This is a genomic window from Devosia beringensis, assembly GCF_014926585.1.
Classification (GTDB): domain Bacteria; phylum Pseudomonadota; class Alphaproteobacteria; order Rhizobiales; family Devosiaceae; genus Devosia; species Devosia beringensis.
This window is the reverse complement of the sequence record NZ_CP045422.1, coordinates 2,224,574-2,242,105: the sequence shown is the minus strand read 5'-3', so window position 1 is coordinate 2,242,105 and position 17,532 is coordinate 2,224,574. Positions and strand designations below refer to the sequence as shown.

Annotated in this window: 22 protein-coding genes; 13 read left to right on the top strand and 9 right to left on the bottom strand. The window is 65.1% G+C overall.

Annotated elements, in window-relative coordinates:
• Nucleotides 1-94: 94 nt before the first annotated feature.
• The 3 genes from GDR53_RS11005 to GDR53_RS10995 are packed head-to-tail and all read left to right on the top strand — an operon-like array spanning nt 95 to nt 1,812.
• Nucleotides 95-493 carry a COG4315 family predicted lipoprotein gene (locus GDR53_RS11005; RefSeq protein WP_193334550.1) on the top strand — a complete coding sequence of 133 codons (399 nt, stop codon included), beginning with the start codon at nt 95-97 and terminating at the stop codon, nt 491-493.
• A 12-nt stretch (nt 494-505) separates the two neighbouring features.
• Nucleotides 506-1,012 carry a sigma-70 family RNA polymerase sigma factor gene (locus tag GDR53_RS11000; protein ID WP_193334549.1) on the top strand — a complete coding sequence of 169 codons (507 nt, stop codon included), beginning with the start codon at nt 506-508 and terminating at the stop codon, nt 1,010-1,012.
• On the top strand, nt 1,009-1,812 hold the full coding sequence (locus GDR53_RS10995; protein WP_193334548.1) for an anti-sigma factor family protein: 804 nt from the start codon (nt 1,009-1,011) through the stop codon (nt 1,810-1,812). Before GDR53_RS11000 ends, GDR53_RS10995 begins: the two co-directional genes overlap by 4 nt.
• A gap of 2 nt (nt 1,813-1,814) precedes the next feature.
• Here the strand turns inward: GDR53_RS10995 and GDR53_RS10990 are convergent, their stop codons facing one another.
• On the bottom strand, nt 1,815-2,996 hold the full coding sequence (locus GDR53_RS10990; protein WP_193334547.1) for an alpha-hydroxy acid oxidase: 1,182 nt from the start codon (nt 2,994-2,996) through the stop codon (nt 1,815-1,817).
• 488 nt (nt 2,997-3,484) lie between these two features.
• Between GDR53_RS10990 and GDR53_RS10985 the strand changes: the two genes are divergently transcribed.
• Nucleotides 3,485-4,399 carry an SMP-30/gluconolactonase/LRE family protein gene (locus GDR53_RS10985; protein ID WP_193334546.1) on the top strand — a complete coding sequence of 305 codons (915 nt, stop codon included), beginning with the start codon at nt 3,485-3,487 and terminating at the stop codon, nt 4,397-4,399.
• Nucleotides 4,396-5,028, top strand: coding sequence for a class I SAM-dependent methyltransferase (locus tag GDR53_RS10980; protein ID WP_332872313.1), 633 nt, complete (start codon nt 4,396-4,398; stop codon nt 5,026-5,028). The genes GDR53_RS10985 and GDR53_RS10980 overlap by 4 nt, the downstream gene beginning before the upstream one ends.
• Before the next feature lie 20 nt (nt 5,029-5,048).
• On the opposite strand, the gene GDR53_RS10975 is transcribed toward GDR53_RS10980, so the two are convergent.
• Nucleotides 5,049-6,599 carry a UxaA family hydrolase gene (locus GDR53_RS10975; RefSeq protein ID WP_193334545.1) on the bottom strand — a complete coding sequence of 517 codons (1,551 nt, stop codon included), beginning with the start codon at nt 6,597-6,599 and terminating at the stop codon, nt 5,049-5,051.
• Between the two features lie 123 nt (nt 6,600-6,722).
• Between GDR53_RS10975 and GDR53_RS10970 the strand changes: the two genes are divergently transcribed.
• From GDR53_RS10970 to GDR53_RS10960, 3 genes are all read left to right on the top strand, one after another.
• A complete protein-coding gene (locus tag GDR53_RS10970; protein WP_193334544.1) occupies nt 6,723-7,472 on the top strand; it encodes a GntR family transcriptional regulator in 750 nt (249 codons plus the stop codon).
• Between the two features lie 14 nt (nt 7,473-7,486).
• On the top strand, nt 7,487-7,921 hold the full coding sequence (locus GDR53_RS10965; RefSeq protein WP_193334543.1) for an RbsD/FucU family protein: 435 nt from the start codon (nt 7,487-7,489) through the stop codon (nt 7,919-7,921).
• 77 nt (nt 7,922-7,998) lie between these two features.
• Nucleotides 7,999-8,850, top strand: coding sequence for a fumarylacetoacetate hydrolase family protein (locus GDR53_RS10960; protein ID WP_193334542.1), 852 nt, complete (start codon nt 7,999-8,001; stop codon nt 8,848-8,850).
• Nucleotides 8,851-8,890: 40 nt separating this feature from the next.
• Here GDR53_RS10960 and GDR53_RS10955 read toward each other — a convergent pair whose 3' ends face one another.
• Nucleotides 8,891-9,361, bottom strand: a complete 471-nt coding sequence (locus GDR53_RS10955; RefSeq protein ID WP_193334541.1) for a hypothetical protein — start codon at nt 9,359-9,361, stop codon at nt 8,891-8,893.
• Nucleotides 9,362-9,472: 111 nt separating this feature from the next.
• Nucleotides 9,473-9,847 (bottom strand): RidA family protein, encoded by a 375-nt coding sequence (locus GDR53_RS10950; RefSeq protein ID WP_193338052.1) that lies wholly within the window; start codon nt 9,845-9,847, stop codon nt 9,473-9,475.
• A 122-nt stretch (nt 9,848-9,969) separates the two neighbouring features.
• On the opposite strand from GDR53_RS10950, the gene GDR53_RS10945 reads away from it, so the two are divergent.
• On the top strand, nt 9,970-10,671 hold the full coding sequence (locus GDR53_RS10945) for a DedA family protein (protein WP_193334540.1): 702 nt from the start codon (nt 9,970-9,972) through the stop codon (nt 10,669-10,671).
• Between the two features lie 77 nt (nt 10,672-10,748).
• Entirely contained in the window at nt 10,749-11,045 is a 297-nt protein-coding gene (locus GDR53_RS10940; protein WP_193334539.1) for a GNAT family N-acetyltransferase, read from the top strand.
• A 5-nt stretch (nt 11,046-11,050) separates the two neighbouring features.
• On the opposite strand, the gene GDR53_RS10935 is transcribed toward GDR53_RS10940, so the two are convergent.
• The 3 genes from GDR53_RS10935 to GDR53_RS10925 all read right to left on the bottom strand — a co-directional run bounded on the left by GDR53_RS10935 (nt 11,051) and on the right by GDR53_RS10925 (nt 12,424).
• Nucleotides 11,051-11,257, bottom strand: a complete 207-nt coding sequence (locus tag GDR53_RS10935; protein WP_193334538.1) for a hypothetical protein — start codon at nt 11,255-11,257, stop codon at nt 11,051-11,053.
• 3 nt (nt 11,258-11,260) lie between these two features.
• The gene (locus GDR53_RS10930; RefSeq protein ID WP_193334537.1) at nt 11,261-11,701 is read right to left on the bottom strand and encodes a hypothetical protein; all 441 of its coding nucleotides are present in this window, start codon (nt 11,699-11,701) and stop codon (nt 11,261-11,263) included.
• Between the two features lie 114 nt (nt 11,702-11,815).
• Nucleotides 11,816-12,424, bottom strand: a complete 609-nt coding sequence (locus GDR53_RS10925; RefSeq protein WP_193334536.1) for an alpha/beta hydrolase — start codon at nt 12,422-12,424, stop codon at nt 11,816-11,818.
• A 146-nt stretch (nt 12,425-12,570) separates the two neighbouring features.
• Between GDR53_RS10925 and GDR53_RS10920 the strand changes: the two genes are divergently transcribed.
• The 3 genes from GDR53_RS10920 (at nt 12,571) to GDR53_RS10910 (ending at nt 15,832) form a co-directional block, all read left to right on the top strand.
• Complete coding sequence (locus GDR53_RS10920) at nt 12,571-13,284, top strand: SDR family NAD(P)-dependent oxidoreductase (RefSeq protein WP_193334535.1); 714 nt, start codon at nt 12,571-12,573, stop codon at nt 13,282-13,284.
• Between the two features lie 39 nt (nt 13,285-13,323).
• Nucleotides 13,324-14,718, top strand: a complete 1,395-nt coding sequence (locus GDR53_RS10915; protein WP_193338051.1) for an L-serine ammonia-lyase — start codon at nt 13,324-13,326, stop codon at nt 14,716-14,718.
• 115 nt (nt 14,719-14,833) lie between these two features.
• Complete coding sequence (locus tag GDR53_RS10910) at nt 14,834-15,832, top strand: sensor histidine kinase (protein ID WP_193334534.1); 999 nt, start codon at nt 14,834-14,836, stop codon at nt 15,830-15,832.
• Here the strand turns inward: GDR53_RS10910 and GDR53_RS10905 are convergent.
• Nucleotides 15,829-15,978, bottom strand: a complete 150-nt coding sequence (locus GDR53_RS10905) for a DUF2256 domain-containing protein (protein ID WP_193334533.1) — start codon at nt 15,976-15,978, stop codon at nt 15,829-15,831. The two genes, GDR53_RS10910 and GDR53_RS10905, sit on opposite strands and share 4 nt — an antisense overlap.
• Nucleotides 15,979-16,064: 86 nt before the next feature.
• Nucleotides 16,065-17,492, bottom strand: a complete 1,428-nt coding sequence (locus tag GDR53_RS10900; RefSeq protein WP_193334532.1) for a mannose-1-phosphate guanylyltransferase/mannose-6-phosphate isomerase — start codon at nt 17,490-17,492, stop codon at nt 16,065-16,067.
• Nucleotides 17,493-17,532 lie beyond the last annotated feature (40 nt).

The window sequence follows — 17,532 nt, the reverse complement described above, 5'->3', positions numbered from 1 at the left end:
AGATTTTTCCGGCATCCGGGATTAAACCGGGCTGCGCGGTGTTGATCGCCATGAGGACCGCACAAGCGGCCCCGCAACCCCGAGGGAGATCCCCATGCAGATCCGAACCATCCTGGCCGGCGTCGCCGCCCTTGCCTTCCTGAGCCTGCCCGCACTGGCCGCCGACTATCTCGGTGGCGCCGTCAAGTCCGTCGACATTGCCGGCAAGTCCGTGCTGACCGATGCCAATGGCATGACGCTCTACACCTTCGACAAGGACACCAAGGGTGATGGCAAAAGCGTCTGCAATGGCGACTGCGCCGTCAAATGGCCACCGCTGATGGCCGCCGCCGATGCCAAGGACGAAGGCGAGTTCACTGTCGTGACGCGCGACGACGGCGCCAAGATGTGGGCCCATGACGGCTGGCCGCTGTATTACTGGTACGAGGACATGGCCGCCGGCGACATCAAGGGTGACGGCGTCGGTGGCGTCTGGCATCTTGCCATCGAATAATCCGGACAGTTCATGGACCAGTTTCTCGACCAGGTCGAAGCCTGCGTTCCAGCCCTGCGGCGCTATGCCCGGGCGCTGACGCGCAATATCGATCTGGCCGATGACCTGGTGCAGGATTGCCTGGAACGCGCCATTGCCAAGCGTGGCCTGTTCCGGCCTACCGGGCCGGTCCGCGCCTGGCTTTTTACCATTCTGCTGAACCTTTATCGCAACGCCCTGCGTTCCTCCCATAGGCGGGGGCAACAGGTCGATATCGACACCGTCCCCGAACTTGCAACACCCGCTCCCCAGCCGGGTCATCTGGCCCTCGCCGAAATGGCCCGAGCCATCCAGACCCTGCCAACAGAGCAGAAGGAGGCCCTGCTGCTGGTCGCGCTTGAAGGCTTTTCATACCAGGAGGCTGCCGACATCCTGCACATTCCCGCTGGCACGCTGATGAGCCGTCTGGGCCGCGCCCGCGCTGCGCTGCGCCTGCTGACCGGCACCCCGGCAGAGCCGCATCTGAGGACGGTGAAATGAACGAGATCACCCGCGACATGCTGATGGCCTATGCCGATGGCCAATTGCCCGAGGGGGAGCGCGCCACCGTCGATGCCTATCTGCTGGCCAATCCCGAGGCCGCTGCCGAAATTGCCATGATCCAGCGCCAGAACGACGCTATCCGGACGCTGTTCGGCCCTGCCGGCGCCGAACCCGTGCCGGCACGCCTGCGACCGCGCCGCCTGGCCGCCGAGATCGGCCCCCGCCGCATCCGGTCCTGGGGTTGGGCCGTGGCCGCCGTCGTGCTGGTCGGCCTCGGCCTGGGCATGGGCTGGTTCGCGCGCCCGCTCTTCGATGCCCGGCCCGCCAGCGCCACGCTGATTGCCGACGCGGTCAATGCCCACACCGTCTATGTCGCCGAGAACCGCCATGCCGTGGAAGTCGGCAGCGACGATAGCGAGCATCTGTCGACCTGGCTGTCCAACAGGCTCGACACCACGCTGGGCATGCCCGACCTCGATGCCCAGGGCTTTGCCCTGGTGGGCGGACGCCTGTTGCCCGGCGAGCCCGACACCGGCGGCCGCGCCGCCCAGCTGATGTATGAAAATGCCGACCAGCAACGCGTCACCATCTATGTCACGGCTGCCCTGCCCGGCGGCGAACCGGCCTATCAGTTCACCGCCTATGACGGCGCCGAGGCCTTTTACTGGGCCAATACCCGCATCACCTGCACCGTGGTGGGCACCTTGCCCCAGGAGCAGATGAAGGCACTGGCCGGGGCCATCTATGCCCAGCTCACCGAGGGCGATGTTAACAGCGGCCGCCCCTACCGGGGATAACTCTAGCGCGCCAGCGGCGCGTTGCGCGGCGGAATGTCGTTGGAATAGATATTGTGCAGCCCGACATTGGCAATGTCGCGCTCGCCGCACAGGGCCATGGTGGTGTCGAGCTCCTTGGCGATGATGTCGAGCACGCGGGTGACGCCGGCCTCCCCGCCCGCGCCCAGGCCATAGAGCATGGGCCGGCCGATAAAGGTGCCCTTGGCGCCATAGGCCAAAGCCTTCAGCACATCCTGCCCGGAGCGGATGCCGCTATCGAGATAGACCTCGGTTCTGTGGCCGACCCGCTCGACGATCTCGGGCAGCACGCGAATGGTCGAGGGCGCGCCATCGAGCTGGCGGCCGCCATGATTGGAGACCACGATGGCATCGGCGCCGTTGTCGATGGCAGACTGCGCGTCATCGGCATCGAGCACGCCCTTGACGATCACCGGTCCGCCGAAGCGCTTCTTGACCCAGGCCACGTCGGCCCAGTTCAGCGTCGGATCGAACTGGCTGGCCGTCCAGGAGGACAGCGAGGCCAGGTCATGATCGCCGCCGACATGGCCCACTATATTGCGGAAGGTATGGCGCCTGGTGCCCAGCATGCGCGCACACCAGAGCGGGTGCTGCATCATCTGCCAGAGCGAATAGGCATTGAACTTGGGCGGGGTGGACAGGCCATTGTGGATGTCCTTGTGCCGCTGGCCCAGAATCTGCAGATCCATGGTCAGCACCAGCGCCGAACACTTCGCCGCCTTGGCCCGGTCGATCAGCCGCTCGATGAAGCCGCGGTCGCGCATGACATAGAGCTGGAACCAGAACGGCGCCGTGGTGTTCTCGGCAATGTCCTCGATCGAGCACACGGCCATGGTCGACAGGGTAAAGGGAATGCCGAATTTTTCAGCCGCCTTGGCCGCCTTGATCTCGCCATCGGCGATTTGCATGCCGCCGGTCGCCGCCGGGGCAATGGCCACCGGCATGGCGATGGTCTTGCCCAGCATCTGCGTCTTGAGATTGCGACCCTCAAGGTTCACTGCCACCTTCTGCTTGAGGCTGATCTTGTTAAAATCGCTCTCATTGGCGCGATAGGTGCCCTCGGTATAGCTGCCGCTATCGGCATATTCGAAGAACATCTTGGGCACCGCGCGCCGCGCCGCGGTCTTCATCTCGTCGACGGTGAGGATCTTGGCGAGATTGGGCATGGGCGCGCTCCTAGGCTTAGCCTGCCCTAGCAACTAACATGTTAGTCGTCAATTGGCACATGGACGCGCCAAGGCGCCGCCTGCAGCGCGGGTGTCAAGAAGGACGGACCCCGAGACGGCAATCGCCCCTGAGTAAGTAAAAATATGAGACGACCTTCGCCTCGGGGTGCCGGTTTTTGGAACTGTTCGGCGGCACGGGATCGCTCGTCCTCGCACGGCCGTCTCGGAACCTGTGGGGGAGGCAAAACCCCCACCCGGCTCACCCCGCCACTGTTCGCCTGCAGGCCGCCCATGCGGGGTGATGGGCATGAGTTTAATCGAGCCGGCGCCGCCGGGGATTACATCTTTACCGCCCTGTCGCTGCTTTGTTTTTGGCTGGGACAGGATGCTCGGTGCGCAACCGCAACGGCCCTTAATATGGCATCGCCATAACAGGCTTGCCGCGCCGGCCATGTTCCCGTCAAATGCCGGCAATTGGGAGGAACATCATGGCTATTGGCGGCGACGCGCTCGAGATCATCGACAAGCGCTTCAAGGAACTGACGGTCGGCAATGCGCTGCTCGAAACCCATTTCGACGGCTGCCTGTGGGCCGAGGGCCCGGTGTGGTTTGCCGACGGCAATTACCTGGTCTGGAGCGACATTCCCAATAACCGCATGCTCAAATATGTGCCGGACCTGGGCGTCACCCCGTTCCGCACCCCGTCCAACTTCGTCAACGGCAATACCCGCGACCGTGAGGGCAGACTGATTTCCTGCTCGCACGGCGCCCGCGCCGTGCTGCGCACCGAGCCGGATGGCAGCATTACCACGCTGGTGGATTCCCATCAGGGCAAGCGGCTGAACTCGCCCAATGACGTGGTGGTCAAGTCCGACGGCACGATCTGGTTCACCGATCCGCCCTACGGCATTCTCAGCGATTACGAAGGCTATAAATCCGATCAGGAGCAGGCCGGCTGCTTCGTCTATCGCTTCGATCCGGCCGATGGATCGCTCAGCGTGGTGGCCGACGATTTTGCCAAGCCCAATGGCCTGGCTTTTTCGCCCGATGAATCGGTGCTTTACGTGTCCGACACCGGCCAGAGCCACGACCCCGACTGGCCCGCCCAGATCCGCCAGTTCAACGTGAACGGCAGCACGCTGACAAACCCAAAAGTCTTTGCCGATATCGATTCCGGCCTGCCTGACGGCTTCCGGCTCGATACAGAGGGCAATATCTGGACCAGCGCCGGGCTGGGCGTGAATGTCTATGATCCCGCGGGCACGCTGCTGGGCCGCATCAAGACCGGCGCGAAAACTTCCAATGTCACCTTTGGCGGCCCCAAGCGGAACCGGCTCTTCATCACCTGCTCGCAATATCTGATGAGCACCTATGTCAGCGCCACCGGCCTGCAGCGCCCTTGAAGCCTGCCGACTTCATCACCGCCAGCCTGCGGCTTGACCCGGTTCCCTCCCTGCCTGGCATCAGGCTTTACACGGCCCATGCCGGCAGCCGCCTGTCGCGCCTGCTCGACGATGATGACCCCGATCCGCCTGCGCCCTATTGGGCCTATCAATGGGCGGGCGGCCTGGCACTGGCGCAGCATTTCCGCCGCCACCCCGTGCTGGTGGCCGGCAAGCATGTGCTCGATCTGGGGGCCGGCTCGGGCCTGGTCGGCATCGTCGCCGCCCAAGCGGGTGCCACGGTATCGGCCGCCGAGATCGACCTCTATGGCCAGGCCGCCATCGCCCTCAATGCGGTCGCCAATGGCGTGAGCATCGGCCTGCGCGACATGGTCCTTGATGGTCCGGTACCGGACGAGATTGACCTCATCGCTGCCGGCGACGTGTTCTACAATGCCCAGGTCGCGGCAACCATGCTGCCATTCCTGCAGCGCTGCCAGGCGGCCGGCATCACCGTGCTGATCGGCGACCCCGACCGACGCGATCTGCCGCTCGATCAGCTCGAATTGCTGGCATCCTATGCCGTAAGTGATGTCGGCGACGCCCGCGACACGGCCGACCGCCTGGGGGCGGTCTATCGGCTACGCTGAGCGCGACCGCCCAGCCCTGCCTACATCGTCGCGCCGACCTGCCAGGGCACGAATTCATTGTCGCCATAGCCCAGGGCTTCCGACTTGGTGGGCGCGCCCGAGGCGGTCTTGAGGATGAGGTCGAAGATTTCGCGCCCCTTGTCCTCAATGGAGACGCCCTCGACGATGTCGCCGCAATTGATGTCCATGTCCTCGGTCATGCGGGCATACATGTCCGAATTGGTCGCCAGCTTGATCGAGGGCACCGGCTTGCAGCCATAGGCCGAGCCGCGCCCGGTGGTGAAGGTCAGCACATTGGCGCCGCCGGCCACCTGGCCAGTGGCCGACACCGGATCAAAGCCGGGCGTGTCCATGAAGACAAAGCCCTTTTCGGTGACCTTTTCGGCATATTCGTAGACCGCCGTCAGCGGCGTCGTGCCGCCCTTGGCGGCGGCCCCGAGCGACTTTTCGAGAATCGTCGTCAGCCCGCCCAGCTTGTTGCCCGGGGAGGGATTATTGTTCATCTCGCCATGGTTGCGGCGGGTATAATCTTCCCACCAGTGAATGCGGCTGATCAGCTTTTCGCCAACTTCGCGCGAGGTGGCGCGGCGCGTCAGCAGGTGCTCGGCGCCGTAGATTTCGGGCGTTTCGCTGAGGATGGCGGTGCCGCCATTGCGCACCAGGATATCGGCGGCATAACCCAGAGCCGGGTTGGCGGTAATGCCGGAATAGCCGTCCGACCCGCCGCATTGCAAAGCCAGCATCAGCTCGGAGGCGTCGACGGTTTCCCGCCTTGCCCGCGCCGCCACCGGGAGCATTTCCTTCATCCGCTCGATGCCCCATTCGATGATCTTCTTGGTGCCGCCGCTTTCCTGGATGGTCATGGTCTGGAATGTGTCGCTTTCGACAATACCGTACATTTCCTTCATGCGGCCGATCTGGAACACCTCGCAGCCCAGGCCCACCAGCATGGCCGCGCCCAGATTGGGGTTGGAGGTATAGCCCCACTGCGTGCGCTTGAGGATGTCAAAGCCCTCGCCGCGGCTTTCCATGCCGCAGCCCGTGCCATGCACGAAGGGCACGACGCCGTCGATCTCGGGGTAATCGTCGAGCAGGCCCGAGCGGTTGATACCCTCGGCGATGAACTTGGCCACCGTGGCAGAGCAGTTCACCGAAGTCAGGATACCGATATAATTGCGCGTGCCGACGCTGCCATTGGCGCGGCGATAGCCCTCGAAGGTGGCGCGCTCCTCGACCGGGATCATGTCGGGCGGGATCGCGCCCTCGGTAAAGGCATAGTCATGCGTCAGGCTGCCATCGGCGCCGCCCATGCCGCAATTGTGCTCATGTACCCAGTCGCCCGGCACGATGGGCTCTTTGGCAAAGCCGATGATCTGGCCGAATTTGAGGATGGGTTCGCCGGCAGCGATGGGCCGCAGCGCGAATTTGTGGCCCTTGGGCACCCGCCGCACGATGACCGGCCCCTGCGGCGTAGCGCTGCCGACCTCAAGATTGGCCAGTGCCACCGCGATATTGTCGGCGCTATTGAGCACCAGCGTACGCGGCTGGGGACGGGTCATTGTCTGCGACATCGGTGTGCTTTCAGCTTTGGGTCTCAACTGCACTTTACCCCGCCGTCATAAACCGCCAGATTGCGCCCGCAATCCGCAGCGATGGGCGTTGTAAAGCACCTCGGCTCTAACTAACATGTTAGCATGAAGATGGCAGCAAGTCCCTATTCTTTTCTGGCCGCCCCCACCGTGCTGACTCGCGGCAGCGTGACCAATGAGGTCACCAATGCCCTGCGCCAGGCCATTGTCTCGCTGGCTTTGCCGCCCGGCAGCGCCATCGACAAGTCCGAGGTCTGCGCCCAGCTGGGCGTCTCCCGCTTTCCCGTCAGCGAGGCTTTGGCCCGGCTGCAGGCCGAGGGCCTGGTCGATATCGCGCCGCAACGCGGCTCGACCGTGTCGCTGGTGCGCATTGCCGATGTCCGCGAATATATGCTGATCCGCAAGGGGCTCGAAAGCGAGGCGCTGCGCGTCTTCATCGGCCGCCATGACCGCGACCTCATCGCGGCCCTGCACGCCAATATGGCGGCGCAACGCGGCGCGGCCGAGCGCGACGACGCCGAAGCCTTCCACCAGCTCGATATCGAATTCCACGACATCATCTTCCGCGCCATGGAATTCACCAAGATCAAGAACATCATCGATTCGGCCCGCGCCAATCTCGATCGGGCCCGCTGGCTGATCGTCACCCCGCGCCGCCTGGCCCTGACCATCGCCGAACACCAGGCCATCTTCGATGGCATCCTGGCCGGCAACAAGGAGCAGGCCATCGCCGCCATCCGCGCCCATGTCGACGCCGTCATGGTCGAGCTCTTTGCCTTTGCCCGCGAACATCCCGCTCTGTTCGCCGATGGCGCCAGCCTGGGCAGCGACAGCGACAGTTTTCCCTTCGGCTGAGGAGGCCAAAGATCATGCTCAAACTCATTCCCCCCATCCTGGGACCCGACCTGCTCGGCATCCTGCGGGCCATGGGCCATGGCGACGAGATCGCCATTGTCGACGCCAACTATCCCGCCGACGCTGCCGGCCCGGCTCTGGTGCGGCTGGACGGCATCAGCGCCACCGATGTGCTGGACGCCGTGCTGACGCTGCTGCCGCTCGACGATTTCGTCGACAATGCCGTCTTCGTCATGCAGACGGTCGGCGACGCCAGCAAGCGCGAGCCGGTGGTGGAAGCCTTCGACACGATCGTGCAGCAGCACGAGCCCAAGATGAGCGTCGCCGCGCTCGAACGCTTCGCCTTCTATGACCGGGTCAAGCAGGGCTATGCCATCGTCCAGACCGGCGAGCGGCGCCTCTATGGCAATATCCTGCTCAAGAAGGGCATCATCCGCCCGGACGGCTAGAGCCGCCTGCCCCTCCCGTCACTGCGCTACCCGCGCCCCGCCAGCCCCAGGCTGGCCGCTTCACAAGGACTTCACTGATGAAACTGCTGCGCATCGGCCCCAAGGGCGCCGAAAAGCCCGCCATCCTGGCCGAGGACGGCGCCATCCGCGACCTCTCCGGCATTGTCGATGACATCGGCGGCGCCACCCTCTCGGATGCAAGCCTCGCCAGGATCCGCGCCACCGACCTCGGCACCCTGCCCCGGCTCGAGGCCGGAGAGCGGATCGGCCCCTGCGTGGCCAATGTCGGAAAGTTCATCTGCATCGGCCTCAACTATGCCGATCACGCCGCCGAAACCGGCGCCGCCATTCCCGCCGAACCGATCCTCTTCATGAAGGCCACCAGCGCCATCATCGGCCCCAATGACGACGTCATCATTCCCAAGAACGCCATCAAGCCGGATTGGGAGGTCGAGCTGGGTGTCATCATCGGCACCGAGGCGCGCTATGTCGAGGAGGCCGACGCGCTCGATCACGTGGCCGGCTATTGCGTGGTCAACGACCTCTCCGAGCGCCATTTCCAGACCGAGCGCGGCGGCCAGTGGGTCAAGGGCAAGTCGGCCGATACCTTCGGCCCGATCGGCCCCTGGCTGGTGACGCGCGACGAGGTGCCCGACCCACAGAACCTCAAGCTCTGGCTCGAGGTCGACGGCCACCGCTACCAGGACGGCACGACCGGGACCATGGTCTTCGGCGTCGCCCATCTGGTCAGCTATGTCAGCCAGTTCATGAGCCTGCAGCCGGGCGACATCATCACCACCGGCACGCCTCCAGGGGTTGGCATGGGCATCAAGCCCGAGCCGGTCTGGCTCCAGCCGGGCAATGTCATGCGCCTGGGCATTGAGGGCATGGGCGAACAGCAGCAGAGCGTAAAGGCTTACCGCGGCTGACCAGGGCCGCCCCGCCCTGAGAGGCGCAGATGGGGCGGCTTCAGCCCGCGAAGTACAAGCCGAACGGCAGGAGCAGCAGCACCAGCCAGGCGACCAGCATGATCATGGGCGCCCGGATGGCAAAGTGGCGCCCTTGATGCTGCCGCCGCATGATGTCCTGGCGCGACCGGTCGTCGACGGCCAGGGTATAGGGCGCATAATCCTCCGAAGAACTGACCAGGTTCGCCTCGCGTTGGCGCCAGTTGTCGATGGCTTCCAGCGCGGCATGGAGGCTCGGGCGCGCCTCCAGCACGAGTGCGGCGCCCAGCATGGCCAGAAACGGCGGCAGGAGCACCGTATAGAGCTTGTGGAAATTGCCATTACTGCTGCTCAGGGTCGAGGCATAAGCGATCACCAGAAAGGATTGCGAGGACATCAGGGAATTGAGGCGGTTGTTGAGCAGGCCGACCTCCTCCCGGATTTCCGTTCGTATGTAGTCGAGCTGATCGTCCTGCTTGCCAATTTCAGCCATGAGCGCACTCCACCTGCCTGTTCTCCAACAGGCAGGCCCGGCAGTCGGTTCCGCAGCGGTGGCGGTATGGCCGATGTCGCCGAAGGAGCCCTCTACACCGGCGCCAACCCGCTAGGGCCGCCGCGCGATCAGGTCGATCTCGACCAGCGCCCCGACGGCCAGCGCGGTGACGCCAATCGTGGTACGCGCCGGCAGCTTGCCGGGCTCGAAGAAGCTCGGCCACAGCGCGTTGAGCTCAGCATAGTCGCGTTCGAACTGGGTGAGGTAGATCCGCGCCATGGTGATGTCGGCAAAGCCGAGGCCGATGCCCGCCAGCACCACACGCAGATTGTCCATCACCCGCGTAGTCTGGGCGGCAATGCCGCTGGGCAGCGGCGCATCGGGGGCAGCCGGGTCGGTCGGCATCTGGCCGGTGACGAAGACCCAGCCATCGGCCTCCACGGCATGGGAAAACGGCGCCACCGGGCGGGGGCCGGCGGCAATCATGTGATGTAACAAAGAGTTCATGGGCGGTCTCTAGAGGATAAAGCTTGAGCCTGTTCGCGCAGGCGCCCATAGTCAACCAGTGCTGGAGGCTTGCCGCCACAGCGTCACCAGACCGGACCGGCATGTTTGACATTTTCCATCAAGTCTCGGTCTATCTCGAAGAATTCCTGAATGCCATTTCCGGCAATTTCTGGCTGACCTTCTGGTTCATCTTCGCGGTGGCCATCGGCGAGGCCGTGTTCATTCTCGGGCTCTTCGTGCCCTCGACGCCCGTCCTGCTGCTGGCCGGCGGCATCATTGCCGAAGGACGCCTGCCGTTTTGGGAGGTCTATCTGGCGGCGGTGGCGGGGGCGATCATCGGCGACGCGCTGTCCTATACGATCGGCCATTTCCTCAAGGACACCATCCGCGACATCTGGCCCTTCCGCCACCACCGCGCCATGATCGCGCGCGGCGAGGCATTTTTCGCCCGGCATGGCGGCAAGGCCGTGTTCATCGGCCGCTTCATTCCCGGCGTCAAAGCCGTCATTCCGGGCGTGGCCGGCATCATGGGCATGAACTACGCTTTTTTCACCCTGATCAACGTCACCTCGGCCTTTGCCTGGGCGGCGGCCCATATCCTGCCCGGCATGCTGCTCACCGCCTGGCTGAAATCGATCGGCCTGTCGCTCGAACTGGTGATCGTGGTGGGCACGCTGATCCTGGCCGGCCTCTTCGTTCTGCTCCATTCCTATCAGCGCATCCTGCTGTTTGTGGCCCCGGCTTTGGGCGGGCTGGGTCGCGCCATCCAGGCGCGCTGGGGCAATAGCGATATCGCCCATTAAGCCATCGCCCATTAATCGGCTTGCCCACCGGCCCGGCCGGCCCCATATCTTGAGCTCAGCAGCAGGAAGACCGCGCCATGAACGATAATGAAATGACCGTCCAACGCGAAGACGAGGCCACGACCGGCCGCTATGTCATCAAGCTCTCGCCCACTGCCGAGGCCGAAATGACCTTCCGCAAGACCGAGGACGGCAACATCATCATCGACCACACCGGCGTACCGCCTGAATTCCAGGGTCGCGGCATCGCCGCCACGCTGATGGAATTTGCCGTGGACGATGCCCGCCAGGGCCATTTCCGCATTACCCCGGTCTGCTCCTATGCGGTCAACCAGTTCCGCCGCCACGCCAACTGGTCCGACATCAAGGCCTGATGGCGCTAGTAGCCCGAGGCGCTGCGGCGCCGGAAGATCTCGGTCAGCCGGGCCAGGGCCACCAGATGCACATTTTCGGGCGTGCGCGGTTCCTTGAGACAGATCACGTCGGTCACCACGGTAAAAAGGCACCCATTGCGCTCGCCCGAGGCCGTGAATTCGAGACGACGCCGGTCAGCCAGGTACCGGGCATAGGTGACCTTGAACTGCATGCTCTATCCCGCTGCCAGCGCCTCATAGCGACCATTGCCACATAGGGGGGCGTCGAACCCCTTGATCGCCGCCGTCGACCCGCTGGCGCGCAGGATCAGGATAACCTGATAATCGTCTGCGGCCACGTCCGGCCGGGCCAGATTAAGCGCGGCTTCCAGCAGTGGCTTGGCGCGGCGCGTTGGTGGGGCGGGCGGCGCCAGCCCATCCAGGCACACATACCAGCGCCGCGGACTGAACGCGGTTTCGCCCACCACGGTGCGCGGATAGGAGATCTGGACGCCTGCCAGATCCTGCTCGGCCAGGTAGCGCCGGGCGCGCAGCTGATAATCGGCGGGAAACGCTTCCTCGGCGCCCGACACCTGGATGGTGTTGAAGCTGGTATTGGCGCCTGTGCAACCGGCCAGAGCCAGCGCACACAGCAGGCTCAACAGGATTTTCTTCATTCCACCCACTTTGGCCGGCCCGCCCGCAAGTCATCAAGCGAGGCCGCCATATCCTGGGGCAACTATACACGTTGGGCTGGCGACGACAATTGCCGGCCGGACGGCCCGCCGGACCTAGCCGGCGAATGGCGCCAGGAAGGTTTGCGCTTCGCGCAGTTCCTCGGGGCGGATTTCGTGGCCGCCGGCATGCCAGTAAAGCGACATCTGCGCGCCCTGGGCGCGGAAATAGTCAGCCAGCGCCTGGCTTGCGGGCGCCGGGCAGATCGGATCCCGCTGCCCGGCGGTGATCAGCACCTGGTGACCGGTGAAATCGGCACTGGCGGGAACAAAGGGGATCAGCGGGTGCATCAGCACGCTTGCGCTGAACAGCTCGGGCGCGGCGAACTGAACGGCAGCCAGGATATTGGCGCCATTGGAATAGCCCAGCCCGATGACGGCGCGCGGCTGGCTCTCGGCAAGGCGTTCCTGCACGAAGGTCGTCATCTGCGCCGTGCGCTGGCGCAGGTCGTCCATGTCATAGACGCCCTCGGCGGTACGCCGGAAATAGCGCAGCGCGCCGCCTTCACTGACATCGCCACGCGGCGCAATGATGCGGGCGCCAGGCAGCAGCTGGCCGGCCAGCTCGAAGAACTGGTTTTCGTCGCCCCCGGTGCCGTGAAACACGAATAGCAGCGGCGCGGTCGGATCGGCACCCTTGGCTTCGGCATAGTGATAAGCGGCCACGACTGAACTCCTTGGCTGGGATGGTCCCAGATATCGGCGACCCGGCCCGCCGACACAATCGCCAATGCCGGCCCACACTGTTGCAGGATGTGGAACGATACTGAACCGCTTCGCCCGCTGTTGCGTAACATGGTTAGGAGGCACCCATGCCCGTTGACCTGCAATCCTTTCCGTCTGGCGGCATCGCCGTCGTCCTTGGCGCCAGTGGCGGCATTGGCAGCGCACTCGATCTGGCCTTGCGCCAGAGTGGCCGGTTCGAGCAGGTTCTCGGCATCTCGCGCCGCATGGACGGCTTCGAGCTGACCGACGAGGCCAGCATTGTCCGCGCTGCCGAGGCCACAGCCGCAACCCAATTGCCCGTCCGCCTGGTCCTGCTGGCCACCGGCCTGCTGCATGACGGCGCCCAGCAGCCCGAAAAGAGCTGGCGCCAGCTCGATGGCGACAACCTGGCGCGCAGCTTTGCCATCAACGCTGTCGGCCCGGCACTGGTGGCCAAGCACTTCCTGCCGCTGCTGCCGCGTCAGGGCAAGGCGACCTTTGCCGCCATTTCCGCCAAGGTGGGCAGCATTGGGGACAACCAGCTGGGTGGCTGGTACGGCTATCGCGCCGCCAAGGCGGCCCTCAACCAGCTGATCCACACCGCCGCCATCGAACTGGCCCGCTCGCGGCCCGAAGCACTGTGCCTGACCCTGCATCCGGGCACCGTGGCCACGCCGCTCTCGGCGCCCTTTTCAGGCCCTGGCCACCCCCCGGTATCACCGATGGAAGCAGCCGAGCGAATGCTCGGCGTGCTCGATGGTGCCGGGCCGGCGGACACCGGGATGATGCTCGACCATACCGGCCTGCCCCTGCCCTGGTAACCCCTTGCGTCGGCGCACAGATCAGCCACTATGCTGGCCATGTTCCTGTCCGTCTTCGACGTCTTCAAAATCGGCATCGGCCCGTCCAGCTCCCACACCATGGGACCGATGACGGCGGCGCGGCGCTTCCTCGATGAACTGGCGACCGGCGACTGGCCGCGCGCCGCCAATGCCAGGCCCGCCGCGCTGACCGCCAGCCTGCACGGCTCGCTGGCCTTTACCGGCATCGGCCATGGCAGCGGCCGCGCCGTCATTCTGGGCCTTTGCGGCCAGGACCCCAAGACCGTAGATCCCGACGCCATGGATGCGCTGGTGGCCGCCGTCGAGGCCGGCGGCACCGTGCACCCGCCCGGCCATGGCACCTATCGGTTCCGGCCGGCGGTCGACCTGGTATTCGACAAAAAGACGCCGCTGCCCGGCCATCCCAACGGGCTGCAGTTTTCCGCCTATGACAGCGATGGCCAATTGCTGCTGCGCCGCGCCTATTTTTCCGTCGGCGGCGGCTTTGTCGTCAGCGGTGACGAGCTCGCCGCGCTCAAGCACGCCCCGCCCGCACAGGCCGACGTGCCCTACCCCTTTGCCCATGCCCGCGACATGCTGGCCATGGCCGCCGCCTCGGGCCTCTCCATCGCCGCCATGAAGCGTGCCAATGAGGAGGCCGGCACCAGCCGGCAGGCACTGGACCGTGGCATCGACGAGGTCTGGGGGGTGATGAATGCCTGCATCGACCGCGGCATCGCCCAGACCGGCATCCTGCCCGGCGGCCTCAAGGTCAAGCGCCGCGCCGGCGCCATCCATGCCCAGCTCGAGCCGCAATGGCAGCGCAACGAGATTACCCCGCTGATGGCCAATGACTGGCTCAGCCTTTACGCCATGGCAGTCAACGAGGAGAATGCCGGCGGCGGCCGCGTCGTCACCGCGCCCACCAATGGCGCGGCCGGCGTCATCCCCGCCGTGATGCGCTATTTCCTCAAGTTCAACGCTGCGGCGACGCCGCAGACGGTGCGCGACTATCTGCTGACCGCCGCTGCCATTGGCGGCATCATCAAGCACAATGCCTCGATCTCGGGCGCTGAAGTGGGCTGCCAGGGCGAGGTCGGCTCGGCCTCGGCCATGGCCGCCGCCGGCCTCTGCGCCATTATGGGTGGCACGCCCGAACAGGTCGAAAACGCGGCCGAAATCGCGCTGGAACACCATCTGGGCATGACCTGCGATCCGGTCGGTGGCCTGGTGCAGATCCCCTGCATCGAGCGCAATGCCTTTGGCGCCGTCAAGGCGGTGACCGCCGCGTCGCTCGCGCTCAAGGGCGACGGCACGCATCATGTCCACCTCGATGCCTGCATCGAAACCATGCGCCAGACCGGCCTCGACATGAGCGAAAAGTACAAGGAAACCAGCCTGGCCGGCCTTGCGGTCAATGTCGTGGCCTGTTGATGGAGAGCTTCCTCCGCTGAATCTGGACCGGTGAGGCCCGTGCTGTCCCTGCAGCGCGGTGTCAGGGGTGGCGCGAGCGGGCGCAATCTGTCAAACGGGGGTCAGGAGACCGCCCATGCCTTTCAGCGACGAAGACCACCCGCTCTGGGAAGTGGGCAATCTCCAGCGGGCCCTGCATGCTGCCGGTGTGGCGCTGTGGTCCTGGCGGGTGGAAACCGACGCCTTCGACATGGACGAACTGGCCTTCGATCTGTGGGGTCTGCCCCAGACCCAGACCGTTACCTTTGAGGACCTGTCCTCACGCATCCATCCGGCCGATCGCGATCGGGTCCGCACGGCATTTTCGGCTACGCGCGCCCTCGTCGGCGCCTATGAGATCGACTTCCGCATCCTGCTTGGCGAGGAAATCCGCTGGATCTCCGCCCGCGGCCTGGGCAATGACGAGGGCCTGCACAAGGGCCAGATGAGTGGCGTCTTCCTTGACGTCACCGGTCGCAAGCAGGCCGAGGAAGGCCACGAACTGCTCGCCGGCGAGATGAGCCACCGCGTCAAGAACCTGCTGGCCATCGCCGCGGGGCTCACCACGCTGACCTCGCGGTCCGCCGGTTCGGTTGCGCAGATGGCCGAAGAGCTGACATCGCGCCTGACCGCGCTCGGCCGGGCCCATGACATGGTCCGGCCCCTGCCCGACAATCAGGGCCGCGCGGCGCTGCTGGGCGACCTCATCGCCGTGCTGCTGGCCCCCTATGACGATTCCGGCGCCTTCAGTGGCCGCATCCGCGTGGCCGTGCCGCGCATGGGCATTGGCGAACAGGCGGCCACCACCGTCGCTTTGGTGATCCACGAACTGGCCACCAATTCGCTCAAATACGGCGCGCTCTCGGTGGAAGCCGGCCTGCTCGACATTTCCGGCACCGCCTCGGACGACGAGGTCAGCCTGGTCTGGACCGAACGCAGTGGCCCCGCCGTGGCGCCGCCGGCCGACCAAGGCTATGGCAGCAAGCTGCTGACCCGCATCATCACCGGCCAGCTGGGCGGTTCGCTCAAGACCGACTGGTCCGAGGAAGGCATCATTGTTCATGTGACGATGAGCGCCCAGCGCCTGGCCAGCTAGGAGGCCCGCGCCGGCGCCTTGTCGCGTCGGCAGCGTTCCGAGCAGTATTTGACCGCATCCCAGTCGCGCGCCCATTTCTTGCGCCATGCAAACGGCCGGCCGCAACTGGCGCAGGGCTTTTCCGGCAGATGGGGCTTCTTGTGCATGCTGGCTCCCAGGCGCCGCTGCCGATCACCGTTGTTACGCGGCAGGCCGGCGCCTGGATTGTTCCTGCACGCTGAAGCGTCAGCCCTCAGCCGGCCCGCCCGAAATCGTCCTCGGTGCGTACGATATCGTCTTCGCCCAGATAGGAGCCGGTCTGCACCTCGATGAGCTCGAGCTCGATCTTGCCCGGATTGGCGAGGCGATGCGTACAGCCGAGCGGCAGATAGATCGACTGGTTCTCGGTCAGGATGGAAATCTGCCCGTCGATCGTCACCTCGGCAGTGCCCTTGACCACGACCCAGTGTTCGGAGCGGTGGAAGTGCTTCTGCAGACTCAGCTTCTTGCCCGGCTTGACGAAGAGGCGCTTGACCTGGAAGCGGTCGGCCAGCAGCACCGACGAATAGCCGCCCCAGGGGCGATAGGCGGTCTTGTGCGTTTCCGTCAGGGCCTGGGTGGCCGGATCGGCCTTGAGCTGCTTGACCAGCGCCCCGACGCGCTGCGCCTGCGACAGCCGGCCGACAAAGATCGCGTCCTGGCTGGCGATGATGGCGACATCGTCAAGTCCCTCGACCACGACATGCGCACCATCGGTGACCACCATGGTATTGCTGGTGCCCGACAGCAGCGCCGAGCCGAGCACCACATTGCCATTGGCGTCGGGCGCATGGGCGCTCCACACCGCGTCCCACGAGCCCAGATCGGACCAGGCAAAGGTCACGGGCAGTACCGCGGCCTTGCCGGTCTTTTCAAAGATGGCATAATCCACCGAAATGCTCGGCGCTGCGCCGAATGCCTCGGTATCGAGCCGCACGAAGTCAAGATCGGTCCTGGCCAGTTCGACGGCGCGGCGGGCCGCTGCCGCCGTCTCGGGGGCCAGTGCTTCACATTCGGCGATGAAGGCGCTGGCGCCGATCATGAACATGCCCGAATTCCAGACATAGCCGCCCTCGGCCAGGAGCCGCTCGGCCGTCGCCAGATCCGGCTTTTCGACAAAGCGGCCAACTTTGTTGCCGCCATCCGGCAGCGCCTCGCCCACCGCGATATAGCCATAGCCGGTCTCGGGCCGGGTCGGCACGATACCGAAGGTGACCAGCCAGCCGGCGCGCGCCGCCGCTTCGGCGGTACCCACGGCGCCATAATAGGCGGCATCGGCGGTGATGGCGTGATCGGAGGCCAGGATATGCAAGATGGCGTCGGCATCCTGTTCGAGGGCGAAATAGGCCGCAGCGGCAATAGCCACCGCCGTATTGCGCGCGACCGGCTCGAGCAGGATCGCCCCCAGGGCAATATCGGCCTCCTGTGCCTGTTCGGCGACCACGAAACGATAGTCCGCATTGGTCACCACGATCGGCGCCGCATAGCGATCCGAGCCAGCCAGGCGCTCCAGCGTCTGCTGGAACAGCGAGCGATTGCCCATCAGTTCGATGAACTGCTTGGGCCGTGTCGCCCGGGACATTGGCCATAGCCGCGTGCCCTGGCCGCCGGCGAGGATGACGGGAACGATTTTGCTGGTCATGAAGGCCTCAGCCATTGGGGTGACAGGTAAAAACAATCTG